Genomic DNA, 14,853 nt, shown 5'->3' with positions numbered 1-14,853 from the left:
CAGGGAAGAAGAGCAAAGATGTCGCGTTCACCCCGCTCGCGAGCCGTCGAGATCATCTCCGACGAACGATACGTTCAGGCCGAGTCACCGCGCTGGGACGGCCGGGACGGTGGTCTGGCCTGGATCGACATGGCGACGGGACGCTTCCACCGGGGGCGCTGGGACGGCTCGAGGCTGGTGCCGGCGGAATCCCTCGCCGTCGGGGCGAAGATCGGCGCGCCGGCGCCCCTCGTCGAGGCGGGCGCGGGGTGGATCGTCGCCGCCGAGCGTGGCGTGGTGCACGTGGGGGATGAGGGCGGCATCGTTCCCGTCGTCTCGGACCTCGCCGTGCCGGGCGACTACATGAACGATGGCGCCTGCGATCCGTCCGGGCGTTTCTGGGTGGGGAGCCAGTCGATGCCGCGGGATCCGCACAGCGCGCTGTGGTGCATCGACGGGCGCGGGATCGCGGTCGAACGCCTCGGCGGAGTCACGGTGTCCAACGGCCTCGTCTTCGACGACACCGGATCCACGATGTACTACATCGACACGCTTCCGCACCGCAGCATCGAGGCCTTCGACGTGGCCCCCGACGGCCGGTTGTCGCACCGCCGCACGGTGTGCGCCGTCGAAGGAGGGAACCCCGACGGCATGGCGATCGACAGGGAGGGGATGCTCTGGGTCGCGGTGTGGGATGCGGGAGAGGTGCGCCGCTACTCGCCCGACGGGACGCTCGACGAGGCCATCGCGCTCCCCGCGACGAGGCCGACCGCGGTCGCCCTCGTCGACGACCTGCTGGTGATCACGACGGCGAGCATCGGACTGCAGAGCCCCTCCCCGGCGGACGGCGCGATCCTGGGCGTGCAGGTCGAGGTCGGCGGTGCGCCTGCGCGGCCGTGGGGCGGAGCGATCCCCCTCGGAGGTCGCTCAGACGCGACGGCCGGGAGGAACGGCTCGTGATCGTGGACAACGCGCGCCTGCAGGAGCGGCTCGGCGCGAGCCGGCTCATCGCGACCCTCCGCGGAAGCGACGTCTGAGGGAACCCGAGCTCCGAGGCAAGCCCCTCCACTTGCGAGTCGTCCCCGTCAGCGCACACTCTGGCGTGTGCTGACGGGGACGACTCGTCGGTGGGGCCGCGTCAGTGCGTGTCGACGGCTTCGATCTCGGTGCGGTCGCCGGACCACTGGGTGTGGAAGGTGCCTTCCTTGTCGACGCGCTTGTAGGTGTGCGCGCCGAAGAAGTCGCGCTGGCCCTGCACGAGCGCGGCGGGAAGGCGGTCGGCGCGGATCCCGTCGTAGTACGACAGCGACGAGGAGAATGCGGGCGCGGGGATCCCGGCCTGCGCGGCGGTCACGACCACGCGGCGCCACGCGGCCTGGGCGCGGGTGAGCGCCTCGGCGAAGTACGGCGCGGTCATCAGGACGGGCAGCTCCGGCGTCTCCGCGTAGGCGTCGGCGATCCGGTTCAGGAACTGCGCGCGGATGATGCAGCCGCCGCGCCAGATCTTCGAGATCGCGCCGAGGTCGATGTTCCAGCCGTACTCGGCGGCACCCGCGCGGATCTCGTCGAAGCCCTGCGAGTACGCGACGATCTTCGACGCGTACAGCGCCAGGCGCACGTCCTCGATGAACGCGTCGACCTGGTCGGCGGACACCGTGAGGGCCTCCGCCGGACCGGGAAGGGCGGTGGCGACGGCGCGCTGCTCGGGGTGCGAGGAAAGGGACCGGGCGAATGTGGCCTCGGCGATGCCGGAGACCGGCACCCCCAGCGCCAGTGCGGTCTGCACGGTCCAGGCCCCGGTGCCCTTGGCGCCGGCCTGGTCGAGGATGACGTCGACGAGCGGCTTGCCGGTGGACGCGTCGACCTGGCGGAGCACCTCGGCGGTGATCTCGATCAGGTAGCTCTCGAGCTCGCCCTTGTTCCACTCGGCGAAGATCTCCGCGATCTCGGCGGGGGTCTTGCCCGTGCCGCGGCGGATCAGGTCGTAGGCCTCGGCGATGAGCTGCATGTCGGCGTACTCGATGCCGTTGTGCACCATCTTCACGAAGTGGCCTGCGCCGTCGTGGCCGACGTGGGTCACGCAGGGCTCGCCCTCGGCGATCGCCGCGATGGAGCGCAGGATCGGTCCGAGCGTCACCCAGGACTCGTCGGATCCGCCCGGCATGATCGACGGGCCGGTGAGCGCACCCTCCTCGCCGCCGGAGATGCCTGCGCCGACGAAGTTGATGCCCGTGGCGCGCACCGCCTTCTCCCGGCGGATCGTGTCGGGGAAGTACGCGTTGCCGCCGTCGACGATGATGTCGCCCGGCTCGAACACCTTCACGAGCTCATCGATCACGGCGTCGGTACCGGCGCCGGCCTTGACCATGATGATCGCGGTGCGCGGCTTCTGCAGCGCGTCGGCGAACTCCTGGTAGGTGGAGGCGGGGATGAAGCCGGCCTCCGGGTGCGCGTCCAGCACGCCCTGGGTCTTCTCGTAGCTGCGGTTGAAGATCGCCACGGTGTTGCCCTCGCGGCTCGCGAGGTTGCGGGCGAGGTTCGAGCCCATGACGGCGAGTCCGACGACTCCGATGTTGGCGTGGGCGGTGTGTTCTGACACGCGGGACTCCAGACGACAGCGTGGGTGGGCTTCCCAGGCTACCCGGTGGGTCCTCGCCGACGATGTCGATGACGTTCGCCGTCGGGGGATCCGCGGGGGAGGTGCGCCCGGAGCGTGCGTCGCGTGCGTCGATGTGTCGGTCGCGAGAACAGCATGTAACGATCCGAATACCCGTTCGTCGCGGGGGAGCGAAATTCCGGACGCCGTCGGACTAATGTCGTTCGCGGAGCGCGTGCAAAGAGGTACGCTCACCACACCCTTGATGACATCGACGTTCGCAAGGAGCGGTCGATGACCCGAATCGGAAGGCAATCACAAAATGATGCGAAAGAAGGCCCTCACCGCGGGCGTCGCAGCAGCAGCGGCCCTGCTCTTGCTCGCAGGTTGTGCGAACAAGGCCGGAGGAACCCCGACGTCGAGCAGCGGAGGCGGGATCGACGTCCCCGCCGTCACCTCGGTCGACACCCCGAAGGACGCCGTCCTGCCCGCGGGTGACGGCAAGGGCAAGTGCGCGGCGACGACCACGATCGCCTACATCGGCGCGGAGACGGGCGCGAACGCCCAGCTCGGCATCAACATCTTCAACGGCGTGCAGCTCGCGATCGACCAGCACAACAAGGCCAACCCCGACTGCCAGGTGCAGTTCAAGAAGTTCGATACCGAGGGAACGCCCGACAAGGCGACCGGTCCCGTGACCCAGGCCGTGGGCGAGGCCGACATCGTCGGCGTCATCGGCCTGCCGTTCTCCGGAGAGTCCAAGGCGACCGGCAACATCTTCGAGCAGCAGGGCCTCGTGCACCTGACGCCGTCGGCGACCAACCCCGGCCTGACCAAGAACGGCTGGACCACCTTCTTCCGCGCCCTCGGCAACGACTCGCAGCAGGGTCCCGCCGCGGCGAAGTTCGTCACCGACACGCTGAAGGCCAAGAAGGTCTACCTGGTGCAGGACGACTCGGACTACGGCATCGGCCTCGGCACCGCGACCAGCGACGCGCTCGGCTCCGCACTGGTGGGCACGGACAAGGTCACCACCGGTCAGAAGGACTTCTCGGCCACGATCTCGAAGATCATGAACGCGAAGCCCGACGCGGTCTACTACGCCGGCTACTACGCCGAGGGTGCGCCGTTCGACCAGCAGCTCGTCTCCAAGGGCTACAAGGGCGCCTTCGTCGGCCCCGACGGCGTGAAGGACGACCAGTTCATCAAGCTCGCCGGTGACGCGTCCAAGAACGCGTACTTCACCTGCCCCTGCATCCCGGGCGAACTGCTGACCGACTTCGCCAAGCAGTACCAGGACGCGTCCAACGCGGCTCCCGGCACCTACTCCATCGAGGGCTACGACGCCACCACCGTGCTGCTGGCCGGCATCGACGCGGGCAAGCAGACCCGCGCAGACCTCAAGGACTGGGTCAAGAACTACGACAAGGACGGGCTGAGCAAGCACTACAAGTGGGACGCCACGGGTGAGCTGCAGGCTCCCGCGGTCTACGGCTACAAGGTCGACGGCGGCAAGATCGTCTACGTCGGACAGATCGGCAAGTGATCCACCGGCCCCGCGACGCACGAGCTGCGTCGCGGGGCCCTTCTTCTCCTGCTCTTTCCCGGCGCCACGAGCGCCCCCTGTGGAAGCGAACCTGAATGCTGGATCTTCTCGCCCAGTCCGTCGTGCACGCGGACAACTCATGGATCAATTTCGACGTCAATGCGCTGTTCCAGAACTTCTGGAGCGCGACCTTCGACGGTCTCACCTTCGGGGCCGTCTACGGCCTCATCGCGGTCGGCTACACGCTCGTCTACGGCGTGCTCAGCCTGATCAACTTCGCCCACTCCGAGGTCTTCATCGTGGGCGCATACGGGGTGGTCGTCACACTGACCACGCTCGGCTTCGGCCCGAGCGCCCCGACCATCGGCCCGGCTGAGATCATCATGGATCTGCTGCTGGCGCTCGTGGTCGGCATGCTCGCCTCGGCGGTCACAGCCTTCCTCGTGGAACGCGTGGCCTATAGACCGCTGCGCAAACGCAACGCGCCGAGGCTCGCGTTCCTGATCACCGCGATCGGCGTCTCCTTCGCGATCCAGTACCTCATCTTCCTGCCGTTCGTCGGCGGGGCGAACGCGCAGCCCGCCGTGACGATGTTCATCCCGGAGCCGGTCTTCGATGTCTTCGGCACGATCATCACCAACCAGCAGATCATCATCGTGGTCGCCGCGATCCTGCTCATGGTCGGCACCGACATGTTCATCCGCCGCAGTCGCACCGGACGCGGGATCCGCGCCGTCGCGCAGGATCCGGACACCGCGACCCTGATGGGCGTCTCCAAGGAGCGCACCATCGTGATCACGTTCGTCATCGGCGGCCTGCTCGCCGGAGCCGCGGCCCTGTTCTACGTGATGCTGGTGCCCTCCGGTGTCATCTACAACGGCGGGTTCATCCTCGGCGTCAAGGCGTTCGCCGCCGCTGTCCTCGGCGGCATCGGCAACGTCCGGGGTGCGCTGCTCGGCGGCATCCTGCTGGGCGTCGTCGGCAACTACGGGCAGATCCTCCTCGGGGATGCGCAGTGGGCCGACGTCGTGGCCTTCGTCATCCTCGTCCTCGTGCTGCTGGTCCGCCCGACCGGCATCCTGGGCACCACGCTCGGAAGGAGCAAGGCATGAGCACCTCATCCGACGGGCCCCGCCCGCTGCCCACGGCCGAGTCGGCCCGAGAGACGATCGAGACAGAATCGATCGCCACCGCACGTCGCGGTCCGTTCCGCGGGCTCCGCGAACGCTGGAACGAGATGTCGCGTCCCATGCAGTGGGCATGGATGCTGCCCGTTGTCGCGATCGCCTACGCGTTGCCGTTCCTGGACTTCTTCCCGCTCAGCACGTCGCCGGGCAACAACTGGTCGATCGCACTGTTCTCGATGGCGGTCTACGCGCTCGTCGCGGTCGGGCTGAACGTCGTCGTCGGCTACGCGGGTCTGCTCGACCTCGGCTACGTCGCGTTCTTCGCCGTCGGCCAGTACACCGCGGCGATGTTCACCAGCCCCGACTCGCCCTACCTGAAGATCCCGTACCTGTGGACGCTGCCGGCGGCCATGGTCGTCGCGATGATCTTCGGCGTCGTCCTGGGCGTGCCCACGCTTCGACTGCGCGGAGACTACCTCGCGATCGTGACGCTCGGCTTCGGAGAGATCGTGCGGATCCTCGCGACGATCATCCCGGCCATGAAGGGTCAGGTCGGCTTCCAGAACATCGGTCGCCCGCCGGGGGAGACCGCCTCCGGAGTGCCGATCTTCTCCAACTCGAACGGCGTACCGTGGTACTGGCTGACCATCACGATCCTCATCATCGTGCTGCTGCTGGTGGGCAACCTCGAGCGCTCGCGCGTCGGCCGCGCATTCATCGCGATCCGCGAGGACGAGGACGCCGCCGAGACGATGGGCGTGCCCACCTTCAAGTACAAGGTGTGGGCGTTCGCGATCGGCGCGAGCGTCGGCGGCCTCTCCGGCGCGCTGATGGCAGGGCAGATCGGCTTCGTGAACAACCAGAAGTTCGACGTGCAGACCTCGATCCTGTTCCTCGCCGCCGTCGTCCTCGGCGGCACGGGCAACAAGGTCGGTGCGATCCTGGGCGGCGCGATCGTGGCGTACATCCCGCTGCGCTTCACGGCGATCGCCGAGTACAAGTACCTCATCTTCGGTGTCGCTCTGGTGATCCTGATGATCTACCGCTCGCAGGGTCTGATCCCGGCCAAGATGCGTCTGATGGCCTACTCGCGCAAGGCGATCGAGTGGATCGCGCCGCCGAAACCCCCCAGGGCGGAACCGACGCGAACGCCCAAGCCGAGCACTGAGGGAGGTGCGTCATGACCGATCCGAACGAGAACCAGGTTCCCGCCGACGCGGCTCCGGAGGAGTCCGTGACGGACGCGGTGGCTGCCGAGATGCCCGAGGGCGCGCAGCCCGACATCGTGCCGGGTGAGGACCCGCCGCTCGTCGAGGGCGCCGAGTCCGAGCGCGAGATCGAGGTCGAGGTCGGCGAGAAACTGGTCGAGGTGAAGAACCTCACCATCCGCTTCGGCGGTCTCACCGCTCTGGACGACGTGTCGTTCGACATCAAGCGCGGTGAGATCCTCGGTCTGATCGGACCGAACGGCGCCGGCAAGACGACGTGCTTCAACGCCATGACCGGCGTCTACAAGCCCACCAGCGGCGACGTGCTGCTCGAAGGGCAGTCGGTCAAGGGACGCAAGCAGCACCAGATCACGCGTCTGGGCTTCGCCCGCACGTTCCAGAACATCCGCCTCTTCGGCGAGATGACCGCTCTGGAGAACGTCGTCGTCGGGTTGGACGCGCGGCACCGCACCTCGGTGCCGGGAGCTCTGCTGCGGCTGCCCAGGCACGTGCGGGAGGAGAAGAGCTCGGTCGATCGTGCGATGGCCCTGCTCGACTTCGTCGGGATCGCGCAGCACGCGCAGAAGCGCTCACGGGATCTGTCCTATGGATCCCAGCGACGCCTCGAGATCGCCCGCGCCCTCGGAACGGATCCGAAGCTCCTCTGCCTGGACGAGCCGGCCGCCGGCTTCAATCCGGCTGAGAAGGAGGATCTGATGGCCCTCATCCGCTCCATCCGCGACGAGGGCTACACGGTGCTGCTCATCGAGCACGATATGAAGCTCGTGATGGGTGTCACCGACCGCATCGTGGTGCTGGAGTTCGGCAAGAAGATCGCCGATGACCTGCCCGCCGCCATCCGCAACGATCCGCGCGTGATCGCCGCCTACCTGGGAGTGCCCGAAGATGACGTTGCTTGAACTGAAGGACGTCTCGGTCCACTACGGACGGATCAAGGCGATCCACGACATCTCCTTCTCGGTGGACGAGGGTGAGATCGTCTCGCTGATCGGCGCGAACGGCGCGGGCAAGACCACGACCATGCGCACGATCTCGGGACTGCTGCAGCCGTCCACCGGATCCATCACGTTCGATGGCGAGGACATCACCAAGATGAAGGCGCACCTGCGCGTCGTCAAGGGGATCTCGCAGTCGCCCGAGGGTCGGGGGATCTTCCCCGGCATGACGGTGCTGGAGAACCTCGACATGGGCACGTTCGGTCTGAAGAGCAAGTCGGGCGTCGCCGAGTCGTACGAGCGCGTGTTCTCGCTCTTCCCGCGGCTGGACGAGCGCAAGAAGCAGCTGGGAGGCACGATGTCCGGAGGCGAGCAGCAGATGCTCGCCATCGGGCGGGCGCTGATGTCCCAGCCGCGCGTGCTGCTGCTGGACGAGCCCTCGATGGGTCTCGCCCCGCAGTTCATCCGGCAGATCTTCAAGATCATCACGGAGATCAACGCGCAGGGCACGACGGTGTTGCTGGTGGAGCAGAACGCGAACCAGGCGCTCGCACGCGCGCACCGCGCCTTCGTGCTGGAGACCGGGGCGATCACCCGCACCGGAACCGGCAAGGAGCTGCTCGCCGATCCGGCCGTCAAGGAGGCCTATCTCGGCGTCGGATGACCGGTCCCTGAGCCTGTCGAAGGCACACACGAGAAGAACCGCGTCGTCCGAAGGGGCGGCGCGGTTCTTCGTGTGTGGTTCGTCAGTCCTTGCGGTAGCCGGAGCGGCCGAGCGAGAACAACGCGCCGAAGCAGAGTACGGTCGCGCCGACGGCCATCAGGCCGATCAGCCAGGCCAGCGCTTCGGAGAGGAATGCACCATCGGTCATGCCGTACAGCCTACCGTCAGAACAACGCGCCGAACTCGGGTAGCATGGTGTGGTCCTCGGCGAGGGATGACGCACGTGTGCGCGCATCCGTGATCGACGCGGCGAGCTCTGGCTCTCCTTCCGTCGTGTCGAGACGACGCACCCAGACCACCGCGCGGCCCCGAGCCGCGTGTGAACAAGGAGAACACCATGACCGAAGACAACAAGGTTGTCGCCGAGCTCCGCACCAGCTTCGGCAAGGGCTTCGCCCGCCGCCTGCGCGCCGCGGGCCAGATCCCGGCCGTCATCTACGGCCACGGCACCGAGCCGGTGCACGTCGCGCTGCCGGGACACCAGGTCGCCCTGCTCATCCGTCGCGCCAACGCGCTGCTCGAGCTGGACATCGAGGGTCGCGCCGAGCTCGCCCTGGTCAAGGACGTGCAGAAGGACCCGGTGCACCAGATCATCGAGCACATCGACCTGCTCGTGGTGAAGAAGGGCGAGAAGGTCTCGATCGAGCTCCCCGTCGTCGTCGTGGGCGAGGCGTTCGCAGGCACGATCGTGCAGCTGGAGAACACGCACGTCGCCGTCGAGGCCGAGGCCACCCACATCCCCGAGCACGTCGAGGTCTCCGTCGAGGGCCTCGAGGAGGGCTCGCACATCACCGCCGCTGACGTGAAGCTGCCCAAGGGTGTCACGCTGGTCGCCGACCCGGAGCTGCTCATCGTGGCCGTCTCCGCGCAGAACGTCGCCGACTCGCTCGCCGAGGCCGAGGGCGACGCCCTCGAGGCGGACGCGATCGCCTCCAAGGCGGAGTGACCTTTCGGTTCTCAGAACTCTGAGAAGGGAGCGCGATTCTTTCGCGCTCCCTTCTTCTTCTCTCCGGGAGGATGGATCCATGGCGCAGACGTGGCTGGTGGTAGGGCTCGGCAACCCGGGCCCGAAGTACGCCGCGACCCGGCACAACGTGGGTCAGATGGTCTTGGACGAGCTCGCGGCGCGGCGTGGCGAGGCGTTCCGTGAGCACAAGGCCGGCGCCCGGGTCGTGGAGACCTGGGTGCGGCCGGGCGGCGACAAGCTCGTGCTCGCCAAGCCCAACAGCTTCATGAACGTGTCCGGCGCCCCGGTCGGCGCCCTCGCGCGGTTCTACTCGGTCGACCCCGAGCGGGTCGTGCTCGTGCACGACGAGCTGGACATCCCGTTCGACACCATCAAGCTCAAGGTCGGCGGCGGGCACGGGGGACACAACGGCATCCGTGACGTCGCCCGGGTGCTCACGACCCCGGACTTCCCGCGGGTGCGGGTCGGGATCGGGCGTCCGCCCGGTCGGCAGGATCCCGCGGACTGGGTGCTCGCACCGTTCGGCGCCGCGGAGCGCTCGAATCTCCCGATCCTGATCTCCGACGCGGCGGACGCCGTGGAGCAGCTGGTCGAGGAGGGCCTGCTCGCCGCGCAGCAGAAGCACCACGCGCCGCGCTGACCGCGGCCGCACCGCGTGCCGGGCAGATCGCGTCGCGTCAGCTCTGCGAGGCCGCCACGCCCAGTGCGATTGCGAAGGCCAGGTAGCCGACCACGAAGTAGACGAACGGCCCCAGCACGGCGATGATGACGGCCGCGACGCCGGATCCGCGTCCGCGCCGCTTGGCGATCGCGACGATGCCCTGCACCAGCGCCCAGATCCCCAGCGCGGTCGCGGCCCACGACGTGATCTCGACCCACAGCACGAGGTCCCGCACGGGTGTCAGGATCGACAGGTCGCCGGCGCCGACCTGATTCTCGAGGGTCGTCAGGTCGGCCGAGGATCCGATGCCGTGTCCGACCTGCCACGCGAGCACGGCCCCGACGACGGTCAGCACGACGGTGGCGACGAGCGAGAGCAGCAGAGCCGTGCGGCCGAGCCCCGAACCGCGGGCCGTCTGCGGCGTCGGCGCGTAGGGGGTCGTGAAGCCCCCGGCAGGTCCGGAGAACGCTCCGGGAGGGGCCTGGTAGACCGGGGCGGTGGGCTGCGCGAACTGCTGCGGTGCGCCGTAGGCGGGAGGCGCGATCGGCGGTGCCGGATATCCCGTCGCGGCGGGCGGCGGAACGGGAGCGGGCTGCTGCGGATCGGTCACGCGTTCATCCTAGGGTCGGCATCGGACCTACGACGAGAGGCGATGGACGGCTCCCGTGTCGGCGACGGCACGTAGACTCTTCCGGTGACTGTGCAGGGGATCATCCGCGCTCTGGAAGAGGAGGCGTCCGGATTCCGCGACGCCCTGACTTGGGCGCAGACCGACGCCGACCTGCTCGCGAGCGCAGGCATGGACGCGCCCATGCTCGCGGGGCTTCTCGAGCGCCGCGCCGCCGCGGGCAAGCCGGGGGCGCTGCTCGTGGTCGCGCCGACCGGGCGCCGTGCCGAATCCCTCGCTGCCGCCCTCGGCTCCTACCTTCCCGACGCCGAGATCCTGTCCTTCCCCGCGTGGGAGACGCTGCCCCACGAGCGACTCAGCCCCAGCCCCGACACCGTCGGGCGGCGCCTCGAAGTGCTGCGCCGGATGCGGGTCTGGTCGGGGGAGCGCCCGCTCGTCGTCGTCGCGTCGGTGCGCGCGGCCCTGCAGCCCGTCGCCGCGGGGCTCGGCGACGTCGAACCCCTCGAGCTCACGGTCGGCGGACGAGGCTACGATCTCGACGGCGTCGCCGCTTCCCTCGTGGAACGCGCCTATTCGCGTGTCGACATGGTCTCCCGCCGCGGAGAGTTCGCGGTGCGCGGCGGCATCCTCGACGTCTTCCCGCCGACGGCAGAACATCCCTCGCGAGTGGAGTTCTTCGGCGACGAGGTGGACCAGATCCGGCTCTTCTCTGTCGCGGATCAGCGCTCCCTCCCCGCAGCGCCGTCGAGCGTCTCCCTGCCCGCCAGTCGCGAGCTGCTGCTGACGGCGGAGGTGCGCGAGCGGGCGGGCGCTCTCGTCGACGCCTTCCCCGGCATCGCCGGGATGCTGCAGAAGATGGCGGAAGGGATCCCGGTCGAGGGCATGGAGTCGCTCCTGCCCGTCGTCGCCGGTCCTGTGGTGCCGCTCACGGACTACCTGCCCGAGCACGCGGCGGTCGCGCTCGTGGATCCGGAGCGGTCCGGCGCCCGCGCGGCGAGCCTCGGCGAGACCAACCGCGAGTTCCTCGATGCCGCCTGGAGCGCCGCGACCGCGGGCGCCTCGGCACCGATCGACCTGCAGACCGGCGACTTCCTCTCCATTGCCGAACTGCGCACCGCCGTGCATGACCGCGACGGCGTGTGGTGGCGGCTGAGCGCGTTCGACGCCGGCGCCGAGGATGCGGTGTTCGATCAGGGTACCGACGGTGTGAGCGCGGCGCCGATCCCGTCGTTCCACGGCAACGTCGACGGCGCGATCGAGTTCACGGCCGGCCGTGTCTCGGACGGATGGCGGGTCATCCTGGTGGCCTCGGGCCCCGGCCTCGTCGATCGCGCCCGGGACGTTCTCGCTGACCGCGGGGTCGCGGCCCGTGTGGTCGACTCTCTCCCGGGCGCTCCAGACGCGGGCGTCGCCACGCTCGTGACGGGAGCCATCGAGTCGGGTTTCCAGGTAGCCTCCGCGAAGATCGCGGTCCTGACCGAGAGCGAGTTCTACGGACGCACGATCGGCGGTGACACCCGCATCGTCAAGAAGCTCGCCTCCCGACGCAAGAACGTCGTGGATCCGATGCAGCTCAAGGCGGGCGACTTCGTCGTGCACCAGACGCACGGCATCGCGCGCTTCGTCGAGATGACCCAGCGCGAGGTCTCGTCGGGCGGGCGCAACGCCGTGAAGACCACGCGGGACTACCTGGTGCTCGAGTACGCGCCGTCCAAGCGCGGTTACCCGGGCGACAAGCTGTACGTGCCCACCGATCAGCTGGACCTGCTCTCCAAGTACGTCGGCGGGGAGGCGCCCCAGCTGTCGAAGATGGGTGGCAGCGACTGGGCCGCCGCCAAGGGCAAGGCGCGCAAGGCAGTGCGCGACATCGCCGTCGAGCTGGTGAAGCTGTACTCGGCGCGGATGGCGGCCAAGGGGTACGCCTTCGCCAAGGACACCCCGTGGCAGCGCGAGCTGGAGGAGGCCTTCCCGTTCGCGGAGACCCCCGACCAGCTGCAGACCATAGACGAGATCAAGGCCGACATGGAGCGGCCCATCCCGATGGATCGGCTGCTCTCGGGCGACGTCGGCTTCGGCAAGACCGAGGTCGCGGTGCGCGCTGCGTTCAAGGCGATCCAGGACGGCAAGCAGGTCGCGATGCTCGTGCCGACCACGCTGCTCGTCAAGCAGCACCTCGAGACCTTCACGGAGCGCTTCGCGGGCTTCCCGGTCAAGGTGCGTCCGCTGTCGCGGTTCCAGACCGACAAGGAGGCGCGGCTCACGCTCGACGGCCTGCTGGAGGGATCCGTCGACATGGTGATCGGCACGCACCGGATCCTCACCGACCAGGTGATGTTCAAGGATCTGGGCCTCATGATCATCGACGAGGAGCAGCGCTTCGGCGTCGAGCACAAGGACGCGCTCAAGAAGATGAAGACCAACGTCGACATCCTCGCGATGAGCGCCACTCCGATCCCGCGCACGCTCGAGATGGCGGTCACCGGCATCCGCGAGATGTCGACCCTGCAGACCCCGCCCGAGGACCGCCATCCGATCCTCTCGTTCGTGGGCCCCAAGAGCGACAAGCAGGTCGCCGCCGCGATCCGGCGCGAGATCCTCCGCGAGGGCCAGATCTTCTACGTGCACAACCGGGTGCAGTCGATCCAGCGCGTCGCGAGTGAGCTCGCCGAGCTCGTCCCCGAGGCGCGGATCGCCGTCGCGCACGGGCAGATGGGCGAGCACCAGCTGGAGCAGGTCGTCGACGACTTCTGGGAGCGCAAGTTCGACGTGCTCGTCTCGACGACCATCATCGAGACCGGCCTGGACATCTCCAACGCGAACACGATCATCATCGACCGGGCCGACCGTTACGGCCTCAGCCAGCTCCACCAGCTCCGCGGGCGCGTGGGGCGCGGGCGGGAGCGGGCCTATGCCTACTTCCTGTACGACGAGATGAAGCCGCTGTCGGAGACGGCCGCCGACAGGTTGCAGACGATCGCGGTGAACAACGACCTCGGGTCCGGCATGCAGGTCGCGCTCAAGGACCTCGAGCTGCGCGGCGCGGGCAACCTTCTGGGTGCGGAGCAGGCGGGTCACATCGCGGGCGTCGGCTTCGACCTGTACCTGCGCATGATCGGCGAGGCTGTCGCGACCTTCCGCGGCGAGGAGACCGAGACGGGCGCCGAGCTGCGCCTGGAGCTGCCGGTGGATGCGCGGATCCCCGACTCCTACATCGACAGCGAGCGGCTGCGGCTGGAGGCGTATCAGAAGCTGTCCAGCGCGGCCACGGCGACGGCGGCGGACGACGCCATCGACCACGTGGTCGAGGAGCTCACCGATCGGTACGGCGCTCCGCCGGCAGAGGTCGCCGGCCTCGTGGCGATCGCCCGGCTGCGGCGTCGCGCCGCGCGCGCCGGGCTCACCGACGTGGTCGCGATGGGATCGAACCTCCGGGTCGCGCCGGCGCGTTTCGAGGACTCGATGAAGGTGCGCCTGCAGCGGCTCTACCCGCAGGCCAAGCTGGTCGGCGGGGGAGAGGCGCTGGTCGTGCCCATGCCGGGTGCGGACAGGGCGGATCCGGTCGAGTGGACGAGTCAGCTGCTGACTGCGCTATTTCCCGCGTCCGCACCGGCCGAGGAGACCGTCGCCGCAGGAGCGGCATCGTGAGCGCCGGGCTCACCGCGCCGCGGCGGCGCGACCGTGCGCTGTCGGCGGCGGAGGGGCGGGCCTTCGTGCGGGAGCAGCTGATGCAGGACCGGCAGGATGCGCTGCGCGCGGATGAGCCTCCGGCGGCGTCCGGGAGGTCCGCGGACCTCGCCGGACCGCGCTCCAAGGCCCGGAAGACGGATCCGGTCCTGGTCGTGGGCTCCGCCTCGGCGCCGGAGCCCTCGCGGCGCTCTCGGGTGCGTCCCGAGCCTGCCGCGGATCCCCGCTGGCAATGGATCTCGACCCGTGAGACGCATCGCGGCAAGGTGCGCATCGATGTCGACGAGGTGCAGCTGCCCACAGGCGAGCGCGCCACGTTCGAGGTCGACCGCAGCGTGCCGTTCACGGTTGCGGTGCTCGTGCAGGACGGAGCCGACCTGCTGCTGGCCCGGCAGTACCGCTACCCGGTCGATCGCTGGATCGTGGATCTTCCGGGCGGCGCGGGCGCGTTCGGCGAGATGCCGGAGCAGGCGGCACGACGCGAGCTCGAAGAGGAGCTCGGCGTCGTGGCGACCGAGCTGATCCCGCTGCACACCTTCTTCGCCAACCCCGGGCGGAGCGTCTGGAAGACGCACCTTTTCTTCGCACCTGGCGTGCGGGAAGGCCGGGCATCGGCGGACGATCCCAGCGAGAAGGTGCAGCTGGCGCGGATGGCGCGCGTCGACCTGGATCAGCTCCTGATCGAGGGGGAGATCAGGGATCCGGCGCTGCTGATCGCCCGCACGATGGCGGCCGCCAAGGGGCTGCTCCCGCCCGTCGGATCCTGACGATCCGCCT

13 protein-coding genes are annotated in these 14,853 nt (G+C 69.0%); 10 read left to right on the top strand and 3 right to left on the bottom strand.

Annotated elements, in window-relative coordinates; genetic code table 11:
* Positions 1-18 precede the first annotated feature (18 nt).
* On the top strand, positions 19-939 hold the full coding sequence (locus tag ACTJI8_RS05525) for an SMP-30/gluconolactonase/LRE family protein (protein WP_440732378.1): 921 nt from the start codon (positions 19-21) through the stop codon (positions 937-939).
* A 178-nt stretch (positions 940-1,117) separates the two neighbouring features.
* Here the strand turns inward: ACTJI8_RS05525 and gndA are convergent, their stop codons facing one another.
* Complete coding sequence (gene gndA, locus ACTJI8_RS05520; RefSeq protein WP_440732377.1) at positions 1,118-2,578, bottom strand: NADP-dependent phosphogluconate dehydrogenase; 1,461 nt, start codon at positions 2,576-2,578, stop codon at positions 1,118-1,120.
* 319 nt (positions 2,579-2,897) lie between these two features.
* On the opposite strand from gndA, the gene ACTJI8_RS05515 reads away from it, so the two are divergent.
* The 5 genes from ACTJI8_RS05515 (at position 2,898) to ACTJI8_RS05495 (ending at position 8,076) form a co-directional block, all read left to right on the top strand.
* A complete protein-coding gene (locus tag ACTJI8_RS05515) occupies positions 2,898-4,121 on the top strand; it encodes a branched-chain amino acid ABC transporter substrate-binding protein (RefSeq protein ID WP_440732376.1) in 1,224 nt (407 codons plus the stop codon).
* A gap of 95 nt (positions 4,122-4,216) precedes the next feature.
* A complete protein-coding gene (locus ACTJI8_RS05510) occupies positions 4,217-5,233 on the top strand; it encodes a branched-chain amino acid ABC transporter permease (protein WP_440732375.1) in 1,017 nt (338 codons plus the stop codon).
* Entirely contained in the window at positions 5,230-6,432 is a 1,203-nt protein-coding gene (locus ACTJI8_RS05505) for a branched-chain amino acid ABC transporter permease (protein WP_440732374.1), read from the top strand. The genes ACTJI8_RS05510 and ACTJI8_RS05505 overlap by 4 nt, the downstream gene beginning before the upstream one ends.
* Positions 6,429-7,376 (top strand): ABC transporter ATP-binding protein, encoded by a 948-nt coding sequence (locus ACTJI8_RS05500; RefSeq protein WP_440732373.1) that lies wholly within the window; start codon positions 6,429-6,431, stop codon positions 7,374-7,376. Before ACTJI8_RS05505 ends, ACTJI8_RS05500 begins: the two co-directional genes overlap by 4 nt.
* A complete protein-coding gene (locus tag ACTJI8_RS05495; protein WP_440732372.1) occupies positions 7,363-8,076 on the top strand; it encodes an ABC transporter ATP-binding protein in 714 nt (237 codons plus the stop codon). Before ACTJI8_RS05500 ends, ACTJI8_RS05495 begins: the two co-directional genes overlap by 14 nt.
* A gap of 82 nt (positions 8,077-8,158) precedes the next feature.
* Here ACTJI8_RS05495 and ACTJI8_RS05490 read toward each other — a convergent pair whose 3' ends face one another.
* Positions 8,159-8,284 (bottom strand): hypothetical protein, encoded by a 126-nt coding sequence (locus tag ACTJI8_RS05490; protein WP_258955456.1) that lies wholly within the window; start codon positions 8,282-8,284, stop codon positions 8,159-8,161.
* A 189-nt stretch (positions 8,285-8,473) separates the two neighbouring features.
* Between ACTJI8_RS05490 and ACTJI8_RS05485 the strand changes: the two genes are divergently transcribed.
* A complete protein-coding gene (locus ACTJI8_RS05485) occupies positions 8,474-9,082 on the top strand; it encodes a 50S ribosomal protein L25/general stress protein Ctc (RefSeq protein ID WP_440732371.1) in 609 nt (202 codons plus the stop codon).
* Positions 9,083-9,161: 79 nt separating this feature from the next.
* Positions 9,162-9,743 (top strand): aminoacyl-tRNA hydrolase, encoded by a 582-nt coding sequence (gene pth, locus ACTJI8_RS05480; protein WP_440732370.1) that lies wholly within the window; start codon positions 9,162-9,164, stop codon positions 9,741-9,743.
* Between the two features lie 37 nt (positions 9,744-9,780).
* On the opposite strand, the gene ACTJI8_RS05475 is transcribed toward pth, so the two are convergent.
* Entirely contained in the window at positions 9,781-10,374 is a 594-nt protein-coding gene (locus ACTJI8_RS05475) for a hypothetical protein (RefSeq protein ID WP_440732369.1), read from the bottom strand.
* Positions 10,375-10,458: 84 nt separating this feature from the next.
* Between ACTJI8_RS05475 and mfd the strand changes: the two genes are divergently transcribed.
* On the top strand, positions 10,459-14,037 hold the full coding sequence (gene mfd / locus ACTJI8_RS05470) for a transcription-repair coupling factor (protein ID WP_440732368.1): 3,579 nt from the start codon (positions 10,459-10,461) through the stop codon (positions 14,035-14,037).
* Complete coding sequence (locus ACTJI8_RS05465; RefSeq protein WP_440732367.1) at positions 14,034-14,843, top strand: NUDIX hydrolase; 810 nt, start codon at positions 14,034-14,036, stop codon at positions 14,841-14,843. The genes mfd and ACTJI8_RS05465 overlap by 4 nt, the downstream gene beginning before the upstream one ends.
* The last annotated feature ends 10 nt before the right edge of the window (positions 14,844-14,853 follow it).

This window comes from Microbacterium sp. 22303 (assembly GCF_052045265.1).
In the GTDB taxonomy this organism is placed as follows: Bacteria; Actinomycetota; Actinomycetes; order Actinomycetales; family Microbacteriaceae; genus Microbacterium.
This window is presented reverse-complemented; position numbering and strand designations above follow the sequence as displayed.

Coding starts and splice junctions, on each gene's coding strand:
- ACTJI8_RS05485 (WP_440732371.1), top strand. CDS start 8,474: ATGACCGAAGACAACAAGGTTGTCGCCGAGCTCCGCACCAGCTTCGGC.
- ACTJI8_RS05510 (WP_440732375.1), top strand. CDS start 4,217: ATGCTGGATCTTCTCGCCCAGTCCGTCGTGCACGCGGACAACTCATGG.
- ACTJI8_RS05525 (WP_440732378.1), top strand. CDS start 19: ATGTCGCGTTCACCCCGCTCGCGAGCCGTCGAGATCATCTCCGACGAA.
- ACTJI8_RS05495 (WP_440732372.1), top strand. CDS start 7,363: ATGACGTTGCTTGAACTGAAGGACGTCTCGGTCCACTACGGACGGATC.
- ACTJI8_RS05490 (WP_258955456.1), bottom strand. CDS start 8,284: ATGACCGATGGTGCATTCCTCTCCGAAGCGCTGGCCTGGCTGATCGGC.
- ACTJI8_RS05515 (WP_440732376.1), top strand. CDS start 2,898: ATGATGCGAAAGAAGGCCCTCACCGCGGGCGTCGCAGCAGCAGCGGCC.
- ACTJI8_RS05500 (WP_440732373.1), top strand. CDS start 6,429: ATGACCGATCCGAACGAGAACCAGGTTCCCGCCGACGCGGCTCCGGAG.
- ACTJI8_RS05505 (WP_440732374.1), top strand. CDS start 5,230: ATGAGCACCTCATCCGACGGGCCCCGCCCGCTGCCCACGGCCGAGTCG.
- pth (WP_440732370.1), top strand. CDS start 9,162: ATGGCGCAGACGTGGCTGGTGGTAGGGCTCGGCAACCCGGGCCCGAAG.